The sequence below is a fragment of the Shewanella sp. BJSY2023SW005 genome (assembly GCF_047314585.1).
Taxonomy (GTDB): domain Bacteria; phylum Pseudomonadota; class Gammaproteobacteria; order Enterobacterales; family Shewanellaceae; genus Shewanella; species Shewanella algae.
Window position 1 is genome coordinate 44,395 of sequence record NZ_JBKORJ010000012.1, and the last position, 16,753, is coordinate 61,147.

Consider the following 16,753-nt stretch of genomic DNA (forward strand, 5'->3'; position numbering starts at 1 on the left):
GCGAAAGAAAGTTGCAGGTTTCATCAGCATCCCATAAATCCGCATGTAATTGCAAGGTTACTAAATGCTACGAAGTTGTTTGTTTTTGTTTGTTATATCTGTAGTGCAGATTTTCTGCGTAATTGAAAGCAAGAGTCTTAAAGAGGACCTATGACTATAACAAATAATCAGCTTGGAACGCGGTTCCGGCAGACGGCGCTGGCCAGTCTGACCGCGCTCTATTTCGGGGGCATGATGAGCGCCACCGCCCAGGTTCAGATGCAACCCGTGGGCAAAGGCAATTTCTATCAGCCGAGTTTTACCAAAGAACAGGTGTTGGCGGCAGACAAGGCTCGTAAGGCGAGCCTTGAAGGCGACATCTATGCCGGTCAGCCGGGTGTGCTCAACCAGCTATTGCGCCAGCGGACGCCGGAACAGATATTTCAGCCGGATCCATCTGTCAGCGGCGTTCAGAGCTATATAGTGCAGCTTAACGAAGAACCTCTGGCAACCTACGACGGCAGTATTTCCGGGCTGGCGGCCACCAAGGCACCGAAAAATCGCTCGCTGATCGCCAAAGGTCGGGTCAGTGTCAATACGACTGATGCCAGGGCTTACAGCCGTTTCCTGGAAAAGCGTCAGGACAGTTTCGTAAACCGCGCCCGTCAGGCCGGTGCCAATCTGCAGTTGAAACAGCGCTTCACCATTGCCAGTAATGCCATGGTGGTGGAGATGACTCAGGAAGATGCCAAAATTCTTGCCCGCCAGAGCGGCGTCAAGCGGATAACCCCCAACCGCATTTTCCAACTGCGTACCGACAGAGGGCCTGAGTTTATCGGCGCCGATCGGATCTGGCTCGGCCAGGACCCGAGTACAGGCCTGGCCGCCAAGGGCGAGGGCATGTTGGTCGGGATCATAGATACCGGGGTTAACACAGATCACCCTGCCTTTGCCGAGGATCAAGACTATGTGCGTTTGAACCCGCTCGGCAGCAACAAGTTTACCGGTGATTGTGTCGACAGCCCTGAGTTGTGTAACAACAAACTGGTGGGGGTACATTCCTACCCCGAGATCACAGATGTTTACGGGGCGCCGGAATTTCGGGCCAACCCCTGGGGCACACCTGTCATGTTGCGCCCGGCCAATGGTGAGGACTATAACGGCCATGGCTCCCACACTGCCAGCACAGTAGCAGGTAACCATCTGGACAATACGCCTTTGCAGGCTGCAACCGGTGATGCCACCAGTGATGGGGTCAATGTGCCCTTTAACTTCCCGGCTACCAGCGGTGTCGCGCCGCGGGCTCATATCATCTCTTACCAGGTGTGTTGGCCCGGCAACGGTGGTGATCCCTATGCCGGTTGTCCCGAGTCGGCGATTCTGGCGGCCTTTGAAGATGCCATTGCCGACGGGGTCGATGCGATAAACTTCTCCATCGGTGGTGCCGAATCTTTGCCCTGGGCCGACCCCATGGAGCTGGCGTTTCTGGCCGCCCGTGAGGCGGGGATTTCTGTGGCTGTCGCCGCCGGCAATGCCGGTGCTTATTGGAGTGCGGATCACAGCTCTCCCTGGGTGACGACAGTTGGCGCCACCACCCACGACAGGGTGCTGGAAGCCGGTAACAAGCATATCGACAATTTCGGCGGTAACGAACGCTATCGCCCGTCTGAGCCTATTGTGGGCAAGAGCTTCTCCGGCGGCATTACCGGCGAAGTGGTGCTGGCTGAAAACTATGCCGACCCTGACCCCAGCGATGATTTCAACGCCGCTTCCTGTAACGCACCTTTCCCCGCCGGAACCTTCCGCGATGACCAGATAGTCATCTGTGAGCGCGGTGACATTCCCAGAGTGGACAAGGCCAAGAATGTGGCGGCTGGCGGCGCCGGTGGTTTTATTCTGCAAAACGTGGACTATCAGGTCGACAATCTGGTGGCCGATAGCTTTGTGATCCCTGGGATCCAGGTAAAGCAGAGCGACAGATACAAGCTGAAAAACTGGGTCAGATACAGTGATCCCGGCACGGCCATAGCGACTATCTCGGACTTCAGCAACGAGTATCTGTTTGATGATGCCCTGGCCAATAACCTGGCGCCTTTCAGCTCAATGGGCCCGAGCCGCACCAACAACACCTTGGTGCCGGATCTCAGCGCTCCCGGGGTACAGATTTACGCTGCCAACGCCGATGATCAACCCTTTACCGGCGCGCCGGATGCCTCCGACTGGACCTTTATGAGCGGCACCTCAATGGCGGCGCCTCATGTGACAGGTGCCATGACACTGCTGATGCAGCTGCATCCCGAGTGGACCCCTGCCGAAGTGCAGTCGGCGCTGATGATGACAGCCGGGCCTGTGTATCTCAACACAGGTTATGAGTTGCTGGAGCCTTTCTATCACTTTATGGCCGGCGCCGGTGCCATCAATGTTGCCCGCGCGGCCGATACCGGCCTGGTGATGGATGAGACCATAGAAAATTACCGCAATGCCAATCCGGAGAACGGCGGGATAGTCAATTGGCTCAACTTGCCTTCCATGGTGGAAATGGCCTGTGAGCAAAGTTGCAGCTGGATGCGCACAGTTACTGCCACCCGCGACGGCAGTTGGAGTGCCGAGGCTTTGGGTAAGGAGCAGGGCTTTGAGCTCAGTGTTTCTCCCGAGAACTTTACCCTGGCCAAGGGCGAAAGTCAGACTCTGGTGATCAAGGCCAAAGTGCCACCGTTGATTGAGTCCAACGTCAATCCGGGTGAGCCGGGAGCGCCTTGGCAGCAGGTACAAAACAAGGACGCCTTCTTCAACGGTGAGCTCAGACTCACTGAAGCGTCAGGCACTTCCCCTGAGTTGCATATGCCGGTAGTCGTGGCCAGTAAGGCTGATCAGATGCCGGTATCCATGGACCTGGAGATCAGCCGGGCTCAGGGCAGTGAAACCCTGAAGATGAATACCTCGGCCTATGCTCAACTGACGCCTCGTTTCTACGGCCCGGTGCAGCCTGAGCTAAAAACTGCCACCCTGGAAGCCGTGGCGCCATTCCTTGATCTGGAATACATAGAGAAGGGCTGGGATATTCAAACCGTCACGGTTCCCGAAGGCGCCAAGCGTTTGGTGGTGGAAGTGCAGAGCGCCAAGCGCACCAGCACGCTTGAGGAGATGAACCCCCGTTATTCAGGGGTGTTCCCCTTTGTGATCCTGGGGCGGGATGCCAACGGCAATAACGGCTTTATCCCTTCGCAAGAGGAGATGGAGCAGGATGACAGGGCGCTCAAGGCAGAATACGATGCCGAGCTGGTGTGTTTCTCTTCCAGCCAAGCCGAGCACAACCTCTGTAGTCTGGAAAACCCGGCCCCTGGTACCTATTGGTTTGCCACCGCCATGGCCTATGGCAAGGGGGAAGTGGAAGCTGTGACCGGCCATGCGGTGATCATGGCCGATGACGATTTCGGTATGTTGAGCCTGGATGGTCCGGCGTCGCATGATGGCAATGGTGACTATCAGTTGACCCTCAACTGGAATATTCCCGATGCCAAGCAAGGGGATGTCTTCTATGGCGGTATGGATCTCGGTGCCGGCCCCGGCGCTGAAGGTTCTTTCGGTTTCAGTGCCCTCAATATCCGCCGCGGCGAGGATGCCGTAAGCTGGTCAGTCAGTCAGGACAAGGCGCTGAGCGAAGATGTGGTGGATGTTACCGTTAAACTGGCGGCCAACCTGGAATCCCGCGATCGTAACTATGAGTTGCAGCTCAAGTTACCCGAAGGCATGCGTTTGGCACCGGCGACCATCAAGAGCAATAATCCTGCGGTTGCCGAAGCGATTGTTGCCGATGAAAGCGGCCTGACGCTGACAGGCCAGCAGCCCAGCACTCGATTGGTGGAGCGGCAATACAAGGTCAGTACCAACCTCAACGATGCCATGTGTCGCACGCCTATGATTGATGAGTACTCTACCGGTGGCTACATAGATCTCTTCGGCGAGTTTGGCATGCAGCCCAACGCCGACTGGTTGGCCGGCGACTCTCAAGCCAGTGTCGATGTGCCTATCGATTGGCTGTTCTATAAAGAGGGCGCCGAGTTCAAGGTGTACAACCAGGCCAATGCCGGTTATATGCGGATGCATACTGTGGGCGCGTTGCAGTTTAACACTGCCTACTGGTATATGGGCGCGCACCGCGGCCCTGGTTTCCTCTACGAGGCGCTGGCCCCCTTCTGGCGTGGCAGTTTTGAGATGAAGTACCGCCGCCATTGGGAAGAGCCTTGGGGCTTGACCATAGCCACTCAGTACAAGGAAGAGCGTCCGGATTTGGGGGACTTGTTGTTCCTCGAGTTTGATAATGTTACCGACCGCCAGACAGGCCAGGAGTTTGACTTCCAGACCATACTGCGCAGCGGTATCGACGATCATCCCGGCATGTACGAGATCATCTATGCCTACCAGAACCTGGGGGCCGATGTGGCCGACGGGGCTGTGTTTGTCGAAGGCTTTGACAGTACTTGGTCCAGCGGCGCGGGGCCGAAGAATGGCTATCTTTATGAGATGCTGGGCTTCGATAACCTGGATACCTTGCTTAAGGACGATCTGGTGATCTGCTTTGATTACACAGGGCCTGAGCAGAGCCGGGTCGAGCTGAGCTTCAAGGCGGCGATTCAACCCGGCGCTACCGGGAAGGCGCTTGCCATAACGCTTAATTACGATCTCGAAGGCGGCGAGCCGGGCACTTTGAGCCATCAGATTGCGGTTAAAGGCAATATCCAGCTGGCGCCACTCAGTGACATGAGTGTTGCCGAAAATGGCCGTATAGACGGTATTGCCGTGACCTATGTCGATGCCGATAAGGTGCCGAATCTGTTGGAGATCAGTGGTGAACACATCAGCGCCGAGATTGATGGTGACAGCTTCAACTTGATCCCCGAGGCAGATTTCCACGGTGAAACCCAGGTCACGGTAACTGTACGTGATAGCCTCAACAGTGGCGATGCCGCTAGCACCAGCTTTATGCTGAAGGTGGAGTCCGACGGGGTTGACCCTGTGAGTCCTCCAGAGCCGCCGCTGGAGGAGCCAGACTCGGGTGGTTCGCTCGGCTGGAGTCTGCTGGCGCTCTTGTCTCTTGGCTTGTTGCGGCGCAAGCGCTGAGGCTGAGCTAAACAAAAGCCAAAGCTAGATCCAAAGCCAAACCTGAGTCTGGGTTCTTACTTGGGCCAGCTGCCAAAAACTGCTGACAAAGCAGATAAAAAAATCCCCGCAGGTTGCATCAGCGGGGATTTTTATTGCCAGGGTTCATTCAAAGTAGTTATTTACAGGGCTAATCATCACGATTGATACAGATTGACTTCGACAGGCCCCGGCATGCCTTCAGTCAGCAGCCTTGAACACCAATTGTTGTGTAAGCCTCTCTCTACAAAAGAGAAGGCCACGAGGACTTATTGGCACCTTCCCTAAGGAAGACGCCAATTGAGATCGAAGTCATAGCGGATACCGGCAGCCACTATCGACTCATCCTCTCGGTTGTCATAGTTTTGCGCCAGATATTCAAGGTGCAAACGTACATTATTCAGCGGCTGCCATTCCAGTGTCAGGTTGTAACCGTCATAGTCCAGGCTGCTGAAATCTTCTATGCCATCTTTGAACCAGAAGTAACCCAGCTTGAGTTTGTAGTCCTTGCCAAGCGGCAGTGCCAGCGCGCCATCAAAGGTATCGCCATCTCGATTGTTAGCACTGACAAAGTCATACTCCTTGCGTTGGTAACTGGCGGCGGCATAGATGCCGTTGTGCCAGGTATAGGCTGCTACCGCGCCCCACACTTGCTCGTCACCCTGCTTGATATCGCCTGCATATTTATCCTGGGCCAGCCAGGTCAGCCCCAGATGCAACTGCTGCCAATCGAATCCCGCCCCCAGGTTGATGATATCGGCGCCGCTATTGTATTCACTGTCATCAAATACTGCCGAAGCCATCAGGGTGAAAAGCTCAATGTTAACTTGATAAATTAAAGCGTTGTCGACAAAGAAGGGGCTTTCCTGATTGTAGCCAAAGGGGCTGTTGGCATTGTTGAAAATGTCAGTGTATTCCGCCACCAGGGTATATTGCACCGGGCGTTGCCGCCCCAGAGTCAGCTTGCCGTATGGCGAGTCGACTCCGGCAAACGCCAGTCTCGCCTCACCGAAGCGGCCATTATCATCGATACGGATTTTCCATTCCCCTTGCGCCAGAGCACGCCAGCCGGGAAGAAACTCGGTTTCTGCCTTGACTCCAATTCGCGACAGCGCATCGCCTATGTCCCACTGATCTTTGCCGCGATCCCTGTATTCCAGTGTTGGGCGCAGCGAGCCGTACAGAGTGAATTGGCTAGCGCCAAGGGAGGAGGTCATAGAAGGAGACTTATCCTGCATCGTTTGACTGGCGGCAGGCTCAGGCTTGCTGGCTTGTTGCGACGATGCTGAGGTTTGGCTTGTGTCTTGGGCCATCATTGGCGAGTGAGTGCCGGATTGTTGCAGCTGGGCTTGCAGTAGCTGCTCCAGTTCCATGACTCTTTGTTCCAATGCCTTGATGCGTTGCTCTTGGCTGCTGTCTTCGGCATTCGCCAGCAGCGGCAGCAGACAGGCGCTCAATATCAGGAGTTTGCCTTTCATATCGACTCTCCGGTAGCTGTGGATACGGTGCGCCCGGGCTTGGTACCTGGGCGCACTGGCGGTTTCAGACAATAAACTTGTTGAGTATGGCGTCCTGCTGCCGTACCTGTTCGGTTTGGGTATGCATGGCTGAGTTGGCCTGAGTCGCCGAATCCGATACCTGCACCGACAGATCCTTGATCCTGACCGTGTTGTTATTGATCTCTTCGGCCACCAGGCTCTGCTCTTCGGCGGCCGAGGCGATTTGCAGATTCATATCGGTGATTTGCTGAATGGCATCGCGGATACGGTTCAGCGCCTCATTGGCACCTTCTGCCTTGGTAACGGCTTCCTGGGTGGTGTCCTTACTCTGATTCATCACGTCGGCCACGGCGCGGGATCCGGCCTGCAACTGCTCTATCATGGCGCGAATTTCTGTGGTGGATTCCTGGGTGCGCTGTGCCAGAGTGCGCACTTCATCAGCCACCACGGCAAAACCTCGGCCCGAATCACCGGCTCTGGCGGCCTCAATGGCGGCGTTGAGTGCAAGCAGATTGGTTTGATCGGCAATATCATTGATAACACTCAGAATCGTCGCGATATTGCTGGTGGCGGTTTCCAGCTCTTTGACCTCTTGCACTGCCATATCAATCCGCTCTGACAGGGCATTGATTGCATCTGTAGTGGCGCTGACCACCTGAGTGCCTACACTGGTGGCGCTATCGGCGTCTTTGGCTGCGGTAGCGGCGCCCTGGGCATTACGGGCAACATCCGACGAGGTGGTGGCCATTTCGTGCATGGCGGTGGCCAACTGTTCCAGCTCATGCAACTGGGATTTCATGGCGTCTGTGGATTGCTGCAGCTCGGCCGAGGTCATTTCAGAACTCTGCAATATCTGCTGCCCTATGGCCTTGGACTGGGTGATGAGCTGTTGCAGACTGGCGGTAAAGCTGTTGAAGCCAGATGCCAGTGCCGAGAATTCGGCGTCAGTGTCCGTATCCAGCCTCTGGGTCAGATCCCCTTCGCCCGAGGCGACATCTTGAATCGCCTTATTGAGGGTTTCCAGAGGCCGCATCAGGGTCTTGATCAGCATCAGCAGCAGTGTGATGCTGACTATGACGGCGATAATGGCGTACAGGACAGAGCTGTTGCGCAGTTCGCTGACGGCGGCATAGGCGATATCTTCATCCAGTAGGGCGCCGACGTACCAGTTCTCACCACTGACCTTGGCAAAATCCAGGGTATAAGGTTTACCGTCCAGCATTACCTGCTGCGGATCTTCACTTAACGACACCTTGGGCAGGAAGTTGCTCATGGGTTTGCCGTTCAGCTCTGACTTGGGGTGGGCTATGGTGGTGCCATCGCCCGAGACGATAAACACATAGCCAGCATTGAAGAGTTTGACTTGATTGACCAACTCGGCCAAGCCGACTAGGCTGACATCATAAAAAATGGCGCCGATAAAACGGCCGCTGTCTTTGACTGGAGTGGCGATGGAAACCAGGATTTCCCCTGACGCCGAGTCGGCATAGGGCGCTGTGATAATCAAAGCGTCGGCTTGTTTGGCGTCCTTGTACCAGGGGCGCACCCTGGGGTCCCAACCGGCTCCGGGATCCCAGGCGGGATTGTTGTTGATATTCGAGCCATCGCTTTCATAACCGAAGCCGACCAGAAGGAAGCTGTTTTTTATTACTGGACGGGTGATCACATCGCGGATGTGTGCGGGCGAAAGATCGGTTTCCAACATACTGGTTGAATAAGCGGCCAGTTTCTTGCGCGAGTCCAGCTCAGAAGAAACCGTGTTTTTGAGTCCATCCATGATTTCGGTCACGCTGGCTCCTACCTGAGCCTGCATCTGTTCCTGTACCGCAAAGTATTGCTTGGTGGAAAGCAGTGCAACTGTTACCAAAAGCAATGCAGAGGAGGCGGCGACAATCTTATGGCTGAACTTCATTGTTTATCCTCTGATAATGTTGACGTATCCCATAAATATATAGACATAAATCTACCCAGCGGCCATTGCGACCGGGACAATCTAGTACATTTGTTTAACAAGAATAGTGCAAGCCGAGGAGTTTTAACTGAGGATGTTTAATAAATGTGAACCAATAAGGCTTTCCTGCGCCATATTCTAACTGGGGCTGCTGGAAATATGGCTTAAACAACGCCCCTTGCGAATCTTCCCAAGGGGCGATACAGATTACTGGTTATCGGTTGCTGTTTGTTTGATAAATTCGGCGACATTTTCACCGGCTATGCGACCAAATACTATGGTATCGGCTATCGCATTACCCGCCAGCCGATTGGCACCGTGGACGCCACCTGTTACTTCACCGGCGGCATAAAGGCCGGCAATAGGCTTGCCGTCTTTATTCAATGCCCGGGTATCAGTGGCGATTTTAAGGCCGCCCATAGTGTGGTGAACCGCAGGCTTAACCTGCACGGCATAGAGCGGGAAATGCAGATCGTCGGCCATATTCTTGCGGCCAAAATCGCTGTCCTTGCCACTGGCCTGAAAACCGTTATAGCGTTTGACGGCGGCTGCCGCCGTTTCGGCATTCATTTGGGTTTTGGCGGCCAGCTCTTTGGCATCGGCGGCTTTGTAGATGATACCCAGCTCCAGCATGCCCCGCAGTTGCCCCAGACGTTCAAACACGGTTTCATCAAATACCAGCCAGGCGTCTTTTCCGGGTTGAGCCCAGATGCACTCGGAGACTTTGTCCCTGGGGCCCATCTCGTCACAGAATCTGGCACCATCGCGGTTCAGCAATATGGCACCGGCGCCGCGTGCTGTGCCTGAAATAACCATTTTACCGGCCGCTGCTGTGGGGAAGGCCTGGATTTGGTCGACATCCACAGTATCCACGCCAATGGCGGTGGCAAAGGTGAGTGCATCGCCGACATTGCCCGGGTTATTGGTAGAGTCCACGCCCTTGAGATCCGGTCTGTATTTGGCGACCAAGGCATTGTTGCGGGCAAAGCCGCCGGAGGCGATCACCACGGCCTTGGCTGCCAACAGGTTCACCCCACTGTGTTTCCCTTGCACCAGTACTCCGGTGATTTTGCCTTGTTTATCTTGCACTAAGCGTATCACCTTGCTGTTGGTGCGGGTTTCAACTCCGAGTTTTTCGGCCGCATTTTTCAAGGTCTTGATTATTTCCGGGCCGGACTTAGCACCGCCGCTGGGCCGGTGCAGACGTTCGGCACTGTGGCCACCGGCACTGGCCGCGGAAGTCATATCTGCGCCCAAGGCCATCAACCAATCGATACCGGCACTGCCGTTGTTGACCAGGGTATGCACCAGATCCGGGTTATTGAGCTGGTGGCCACCCTTCATTGTGTCCTGATACCAGAGCGCCTTGCTGTCCTGATAACCACGAAACGCCTGGGTCAGGGTCTCTGCCGAAGCCATGCCACCGGCGGCCAGCATGCCATTGCCACCTATGTAGGGTTGTTTCTCAAGTAATACCACATCTTTGATACCGTGCTGGCGGGCCGATACGGCGGCGGCGTGTCCGGCGGCGCCGGCGCCAATGACCAGAAGCTCATGCCTTTCCACCGGACCTGCGGCCAGCGCCTTGTCTATGGCTTGCTGAGATACTTCGGGGAAGACATAGGTATCCGCTACCTTATCACTCGCGGAGAAGGGAATATGAAAACTGCTCTTGAAACTGTCATGGCAGGTCTGACACACCATCACAGGCTCCTTGTGGCCCGAGTGGCAACTGGTGCAGGACAGGTCAATAAGATGACTGTGGTGGGGCGAAAGCGGTTGTTTTGCCTGCTGAGCCAACTCCTGCAGCGAGCCGTGGCAACTGATACAAGCCTGGTTTTCCCGAGCCTCATTGTCTTTTACCTCTATGGGCTGACTGTGGCAGGACTGACAATCGGCCCCGGCCTGTTTGATATGGTGCTCGGCCAGACCCGCAGCAGATACCATGCCGGTATACAGAAATGCAGTACCGGCCAATAACATTATTCTTTTCATGAATATCCTCACACATGGTTTTGTTATGCCTTGATAATATTGTTAATGCATGGGTGAGTTATCAAACCAATCGTTTTCGTCTGTGACGTTAAAAAAACTAAAGTGTTAAGAGAAAATATGAGAATAATTCCACCAATGAAGGCGGTGATTTGTTTTGAAGCGGCCGCAAGACTCAAGAGTTTTAAATTGGCAGCGGTTGAACTGAATGTGACGCCGGGCGCAATCAGTCACCAAATCGCCGCATTGGAAAACTTTGTCGGTAAAGAATTGTTTGACCGTAGTCACAGGCAATTGGAGCTCACTCACAGCGGCCGAAAATATTTCGCCAGAGTCGCGATTATTCTACAAAATATGGAAGAAGCCACCATAGACCTTGGGGTGCAGGGACATAGCCCCTCATTGAAACTGGCTGTGCCGCCGTCACTGCTGAAAAACTGGCTATTGCCAAGAATGAGCCAGAGTCATATTTATCATAAGGGGATCAGTATCGAGTTTATCGATACCCTGGAATATCTTGATTTTGGAAGTACTGGTCTGGATCTGGCTATTAGATACGGTTATGACTCCTGGGATAATTATTATTCCGTTCATCTCTTTGATGAGGAAATGGTGGCCGTTTGTCACCCTGAATACTGTGCGGTTAATTATGATTCTTTAACACAAAATGCCGTCGATAATATGACCTTGATATATACCAATAATAGATTGGTACAGTGGGATATAGTATTACAGTACTTTGGCATTGAACGGCGAGCACAACAGTCGAGGCTGGTATTTCAAAATTCAGTTCAGGCCATAGAAGCCGCGGTCTTGGGCGCGGGAATTGCCTATGTCAACCGCTTGCTGGTGGAAAAGGAGCTGGAGAAACAGCGTTTGGTGATCCCGTTTGAGATCCGCATGCCTGAGCACAAATCGCCTTCATATCATCTGGTCAGCACCTTCGAGCGGATGCAACATGAATCTACTGCGCTGATCTATCAGTCTATTCTGGAAGAGGTGAAACGTATCCCGGAGCGTTCTTCTGTCAGCACATGTCGGCAGCGGTTGGGGTGTTCAACCCCTTTGGGATAATCAAACGCCGCCCTTGAGCGGCGCTGCTTACTTTAGCGTTGGATTACGCTTTATCTTTGGCTTTTAAAGCTGACAGCCTGGCCGAGGCCAGTCCCAGTAAACTGCCATTCGGGTAATGACCGCGCTTGTCGGCCTTGCCGGTTTCCATATCGCACAGCAATGCCATCGCCTCGGTCACATGCTCGACCGTCCAGATATGGAACTTGCCCTTGCTGATGGCGTCCACCACAGGCTTTTTCAGCATCAGGTTGTGGGCGTTGGCCGCGGGAATGATCACCCCTTGGGTATGTCTGCGCCCCTTGATGGCACAGACATCGAAAAAGCCTTCAATCTTTTCATTGACCCCGCCTATGGGCTGGGCTTCACCGAACTGGTTCATTGAACCTGTTATGGCAATATCCTGGCGCAGGGGAACCTGGGCGATTGTAGAGATAATGGCGCAGCATTCGGCCATGGAGGCACTGTCGCCATCGACCCCGGAATAAGATTGCTCGAAGGTCAGGGAGGTGGTCAGCGGAATATCGGCCTCGCGTCCCAACAGGGTTTTGATATAGGCCGAGAGGATCCACACCCCCTTGGAGTGAATACGGCCGCCGAGGCGCACCTTGTGTTCAATGTCCAACACTTCGCCCTTGCCAAAAGCTGTGGTCGCGCTGATACGGTTGGGCAGGCCAAACTGATGATCTGTGGTGGCGATGACCGACAGGGCGTTGACCTGGCCGCAGACTTTGCCGTGCACATCAATGAGGGTGGTGCCCTTGTGAAAGCTCTGCATCAGTTGGTCCCTGAGACGCGATACCCTTTGCTCCTGCTGCGCCAATGCCTGCTCTACATGGGCGAGGCGAATACTGCGGGCGTTGGCCGCCTTGGCGCAGTAGTGGGTCTCCCGCAGCAGATTGGCGATATTGGCCGAATGCAGTGACAGCTGGGTTTGGTCATCGGCCTGGCGCGAGCTGAATTCGATTATCCGCGCAATGGCGCTGCGATCGCAGTGCAGCATCTGGTTGTCGTGCACTATCGAGGAGATAAATCTGGCATAGAAACATTCGGCCTTCGGACTTCTTGGCATCACATCTTCAAAGTCGGCGGTCACCCGAAACAGCTCGCTGAAGTCGGGATCATAATGCTGCAGTAACTGGTAGGTCTGGTTGTCACCGAAGAGCACGATTTTGACATCCAGAGGGATAGGCTCCGGCGCCAGTGAAACTGTGCCGGACAGGGAGACTTCACGCTCCAGCGAGCTGAGATCCAGACTGCGGGAACGCAGTGCCCGTTTGAGCCCGTCCCAAACGTAGGGCCGCTCCAGCACCTTGACCGCATCCATCAGCAGCACCCCGCCATTGGCCTTGTGCAGGCTGCCGGGGCGGATCAGCGAAAAGTCGGTAAAGACGGTGCCGCGGTAAGTGGCGTTTTCCACATAACCGAATAGGCCGTGATAGGTGGGGTTTTCCTCTACCACCACAGGGAATTTCTGCTCCTCTTGACCCACCAGCAGGTTGACCTGATAACGCCTGGGCATTTTCTTTTCCAGCGAGGCATAGGCCAGCGCCAGTTGGTCTTCACTCTCCTCGAGGAAGATATCCAGGTTACCGAGCATATCTTTCTGCATCGCCGTCAGAAAAGAGCGGATCTCCGGCAGGCTGCGGTATTCATCCTTGAGCGGCTTGAAGAAATGGCTCAGTACTTCGCGGGCCACCTGTTCATCGTGCTCCTGCTGCTTGGTGCTGAACTCCTCTTCCCATTCGGTCAATTGGCGGATAATGCCCCGCAGGCGCGATTCCAAGTGTTTGATATTCTGTTCAAACGCCTGCTGCTCGGCTTCTGGCAGGGCGTGATAGGTTTCCTCGGTATGCGGCTCTTCGCCGTTCAGCGCCATCAACTGATACTCGCCCTGAGTGTTGATGGAGAGGCTTATTTTCATCCCCTTGGCTTCTTCGCTCAGAGCCAACAGCGCCGCTTCCTGTTTTTGCGCCAACTGACTCTTGAGCTTGTCGGCGCGGCGGTAATACATCTCGTTGTCAAACGCCAACGGCAGCGCCTTGACCAGCCTGAGAACCAGTTTTTCCATCTCCTTCTTGAAAGTGACGCCCTTGCCGGCGGGCAATTTGAGCACCTTGGGGGTACGGGTCTGGTCGAAGTTGGCCACATAACACCAGTCGTTAAGTGTCTTGTCGGTAAATTCATGGCGCTTGAGATAACGCAACATCATGGTGCGTTTGCCCAGACCATTTTGGCCTATGGCATAGATGTTGTAGCCCTTTTCCTTGATGGACATGGCAAATTCCACCGCACTCTGGGCCCGTTCCTGGCCTATGATGTCATCCAGTGGCTCCAGTTCGCGGGTAGACTTGACCTCATCTCCCAGATTGTCGAGATTGGCGGGACGGTATACCTGACTGGCATCTAAGCTGGTGACGGCCATGGGCGCTTCCTTGTTCAAATAGGGCAGAGAAAAGTAAAACTGCTTTTTATGACAATAAGATGCGCTGCAGCCTAAAGCAAACGTCAAGCCGAATAAGTCTCTCGGGCGGTTAATTTTTCACCCGTAAGCAACGTTTGCTGCCCGAACGCAGGGATAACACCTATCCGGCACCGGGTAGCAGGGTATAATGGCGGTTTGCCCTAAGCTTTATCTTTGAAGGACTCTCCATGGAATTTGCCGCTTTTTCTCTGCCCGAACCGCTACTGACCAATCTGGCCGGACTGGGTTTTAGCAAGGCAACCCAAGTGCAGGCAGAGGCCATTCCTTTGGTGCTCGCCGGCAGCGATCTCCTGGTGCAGGCACAGACGGGCACAGGGAAAACCGCCGCTTTTGCCTTGCCGTTGCTGGCGCGTTTAATGCCCGCCACGACTGAGAGAGCAGTAAAACCCGCAGCGCCCAAGGCTCTGGTGCTGGTGCCTACCCGGGAGTTGGCGCAGCAGGTTTTCGATAACATTAAAAGCTATGCCAAGGGCTGCGAGCTGAAGATTGCCATTGCCTATGGCGGTGTGCCACTCGATGGGCAGCTAAAGAACTTCAAGGATGGCGTCGATATCTTGGTCGCCACACCCGGGCGCCTGCTGGATCACCTTAAAAAGCGCAGTCTCAGGCTGGATAAGGTTGAGACCCTGGTGTTTGATGAGGCCGACCGCATGTTGGATATGGGGTTTGAAGATGAGATCTCGGCGCTGATGAAAAAGATGGCCAAACAGCGCCAGACTCTGCTGTTTTCCGCCACCTTCAACGACAACATCTGGCGTCTGGCCAAGATTTTGCTGCAGTCTCCCAAAGTGTTGGAGCTGCAAGCATCGGAGCAGGGTGGCAGTATCAAGGAGCGATTGATTGAGCTCGATAGCGAGCGTAAGGCCGCCGCCGTTGCCGCCCTTTGTCGCCGGCACGACTGGCGTCAGGTGTTGCTGTTCAGCCGCACCAAGGAGGGGGCCGACAAACTGGTCTGTGAGCTCAGTGCCGAGGGCTTGGCCGCCAGTGCGCTGCACTCAGATCTGAGTCAGGCTCAGCGGGAGCAGACCTATCAGGCGTTCAAGGCGGGTGAATGCCGTTTGCTGGTGGCCACAGATGTTGCCGCCAGAGGCTTGGATGTAGCTGCTTTGCCTTGTGTTATCAATCTGGAGCTGCCGTTCAAGCGCGAAGATTATGTGCACCGCATTGGCCGCACCGGCCGCGCCGGCATGGAAGGGCTCGCCATCACCCTATTCAGTCGTGACGACGAGCGCCTCCTCGAAGAGCTGGAAGCCATGCTCGACAGACGCCTCCCCAGAGAATGGCTGCCCGGGTTTGAGCCGGATCTCAACCGCAGTTTTGACGCACCGAGAAACCAGAGTAAAGCCGCCCAAAAGCAACGTGCCCGCAAGAGAGCGCTTGGTAAAAGATAACAAGCGATAAATAACAGGGATTGCTTGTATCACTGCGCCTTTCTGGCAAACTCTGAATCGGTAGAACATCAACAGCGTTGCCTGAGTCGGCATTGGCCATGAAAAGGATTTATGGGTGAAAGCGTATTGGATAACAGTCGTACTCGGGATCTGTCTGAGCTTTGCCACTATTGCACCGAAAGTGGCTATTGCACAGGAAGCTGCAGCCTCTACCATCGAGGCCCAAGATGGCGGCAGTGGCAGTCTGTTAATAACAGAGAGCAGTTCTCCAGCCGGTGTGCTTTCTGGATCTGCTGAAGCTTATGAGCAATACACCCAGGCAACCTGCCTGCTTATTCGCCACGAGATGGGGGAGCGAAACCCTGACTCGGCCAGATACCTTAAATTGTCCCGTAACCTGCAACGTCATTGTCAATCACCCATCATTTCGGATAAGGCTCCGCTTAATATCAGTGGTTCGATAACCAATGCCGCGCCTCCCGAGCGGAAAACGGCATCCTATGCCGAGCCTAGGGTTAATTATTCCAGCGCTCATCCCCAGCGGGTTGTAGTGCCTGTTGCGGGAAAGCCTCAGATATTACTCAGCTTGGAACTCAAGTGGTTTTTGGTAGCCTTGTTGCTGGCCGCTGGGATATTGGGATTTCCCTTTTGGCGGCGAAAGCGGGAAAATTCTCTGGGTGAAAACGGGGAAGAGGCGATAGCGCAGTGTATTCGGGAAACCTTGGTTGGCGGTTATTTCAAGTTATATCGAAATATACTATTGCAGACCGCCGACGGGGATGAGACAGAAATAGATCTGTTGCTGCTAACTGTCAACGGGATCTTGGTTATCGAGAGTAAGGATTACAGCGGCTGGATTTTTGCCGACCCCTATTCAAAGCACTGGGTGCAACATCTTTATCGCAGCAAGTGCCGGTTCCAGAATCCGCTGCATCAAAACTACAAACACTGCCTGGCCGTTGCCCATATTCTGGGGACGAACCGGGGAATAAGGTCTTTGGTTGTTTTCGGCCCCAGAGCCAGTTTCAAGACCGCCGTTCCGCAAAATGTTATCCAGTTGGCGCAATTGGATGATTATCTGCAGGGATTTCGGCAAACACTGTTTACCCAAGATGAGTTGATGCAATTCGAACTCTGCTTGCAGCAAGCCAGTGAGGCATCCACAGTAGAGGCAAGGGAAAGGCATATCGCCAGGCTCAAGAGTCGCCGTATTGAACCCAGTTTGTAAATCATTACTGAGATGCGG

8 protein-coding genes are annotated in these 16,753 nt (G+C 54.5%); 4 read left to right on the forward strand and 4 right to left on the reverse strand.

Going from position 1 to position 16,753, the window contains the following annotated elements:
* Positions 1 to 150 precede the first annotated feature (150 nt).
* The gene (locus ACMHXI_RS01660) at positions 151 to 5,100 is read left to right on the forward strand and encodes a S8 family serine peptidase (protein ID WP_208184910.1); all 4,950 of its coding nucleotides are present in this window, start codon (positions 151 to 153) and stop codon (positions 5,098 to 5,100) included.
* 302 nt (positions 5,101 to 5,402) lie between these two features.
* Here ACMHXI_RS01660 and ACMHXI_RS01665 read toward each other — a convergent pair whose 3' ends face one another.
* From ACMHXI_RS01665 to ACMHXI_RS01675, 3 genes are all read right to left on the reverse strand, one after another.
* Positions 5,403 to 6,596 (reverse strand): porin, encoded by a 1,194-nt coding sequence (locus tag ACMHXI_RS01665; RefSeq protein WP_107353386.1) that lies wholly within the window; start codon positions 6,594 to 6,596, stop codon positions 5,403 to 5,405.
* A gap of 64 nt (positions 6,597 to 6,660) precedes the next feature.
* The gene (locus ACMHXI_RS01670) at positions 6,661 to 8,529 is read right to left on the reverse strand and encodes a methyl-accepting chemotaxis protein (protein ID WP_044734824.1); all 1,869 of its coding nucleotides are present in this window, start codon (positions 8,527 to 8,529) and stop codon (positions 6,661 to 6,663) included.
* Between the two features lie 246 nt (positions 8,530 to 8,775).
* Entirely contained in the window at positions 8,776 to 10,563 is a 1,788-nt protein-coding gene (locus ACMHXI_RS01675; RefSeq protein ID WP_096142710.1) for a flavocytochrome c, read from the reverse strand.
* 117 nt (positions 10,564 to 10,680) lie between these two features.
* Here ACMHXI_RS01675 and ACMHXI_RS01680 point away from each other — a divergent pair, with 117 nt between their 5' ends.
* Positions 10,681 to 11,634, forward strand: a complete 954-nt coding sequence (locus ACMHXI_RS01680) for a LysR substrate-binding domain-containing protein (protein ID WP_208184909.1) — start codon at positions 10,681 to 10,683, stop codon at positions 11,632 to 11,634.
* A gap of 43 nt (positions 11,635 to 11,677) precedes the next feature.
* Here ACMHXI_RS01680 and ACMHXI_RS01685 read toward each other — a convergent pair whose 3' ends face one another.
* Positions 11,678 to 14,056 (reverse strand): Lon protease family protein, encoded by a 2,379-nt coding sequence (locus ACMHXI_RS01685; RefSeq protein WP_208123565.1) that lies wholly within the window; start codon positions 14,054 to 14,056, stop codon positions 11,678 to 11,680.
* Between the two features lie 227 nt (positions 14,057 to 14,283).
* Between ACMHXI_RS01685 and ACMHXI_RS01690 the strand changes: the two genes are divergently transcribed.
* Together ACMHXI_RS01690 and ACMHXI_RS01695 are read left to right on the forward strand one after the other, a co-directional pair.
* Positions 14,284 to 15,507 carry a DEAD/DEAH box helicase gene (locus tag ACMHXI_RS01690; RefSeq protein ID WP_101059776.1) on the forward strand — a complete coding sequence of 408 codons (1,224 nt, stop codon included), beginning with the start codon at positions 14,284 to 14,286 and terminating at the stop codon, positions 15,505 to 15,507.
* A 115-nt stretch (positions 15,508 to 15,622) separates the two neighbouring features.
* Positions 15,623 to 16,735 carry an NERD domain-containing protein gene (locus ACMHXI_RS01695; RefSeq protein WP_208184908.1) on the forward strand — a complete coding sequence of 371 codons (1,113 nt, stop codon included), beginning with the start codon at positions 15,623 to 15,625 and terminating at the stop codon, positions 16,733 to 16,735.
* Positions 16,736 to 16,753: the final 18 nt, after the last annotated feature.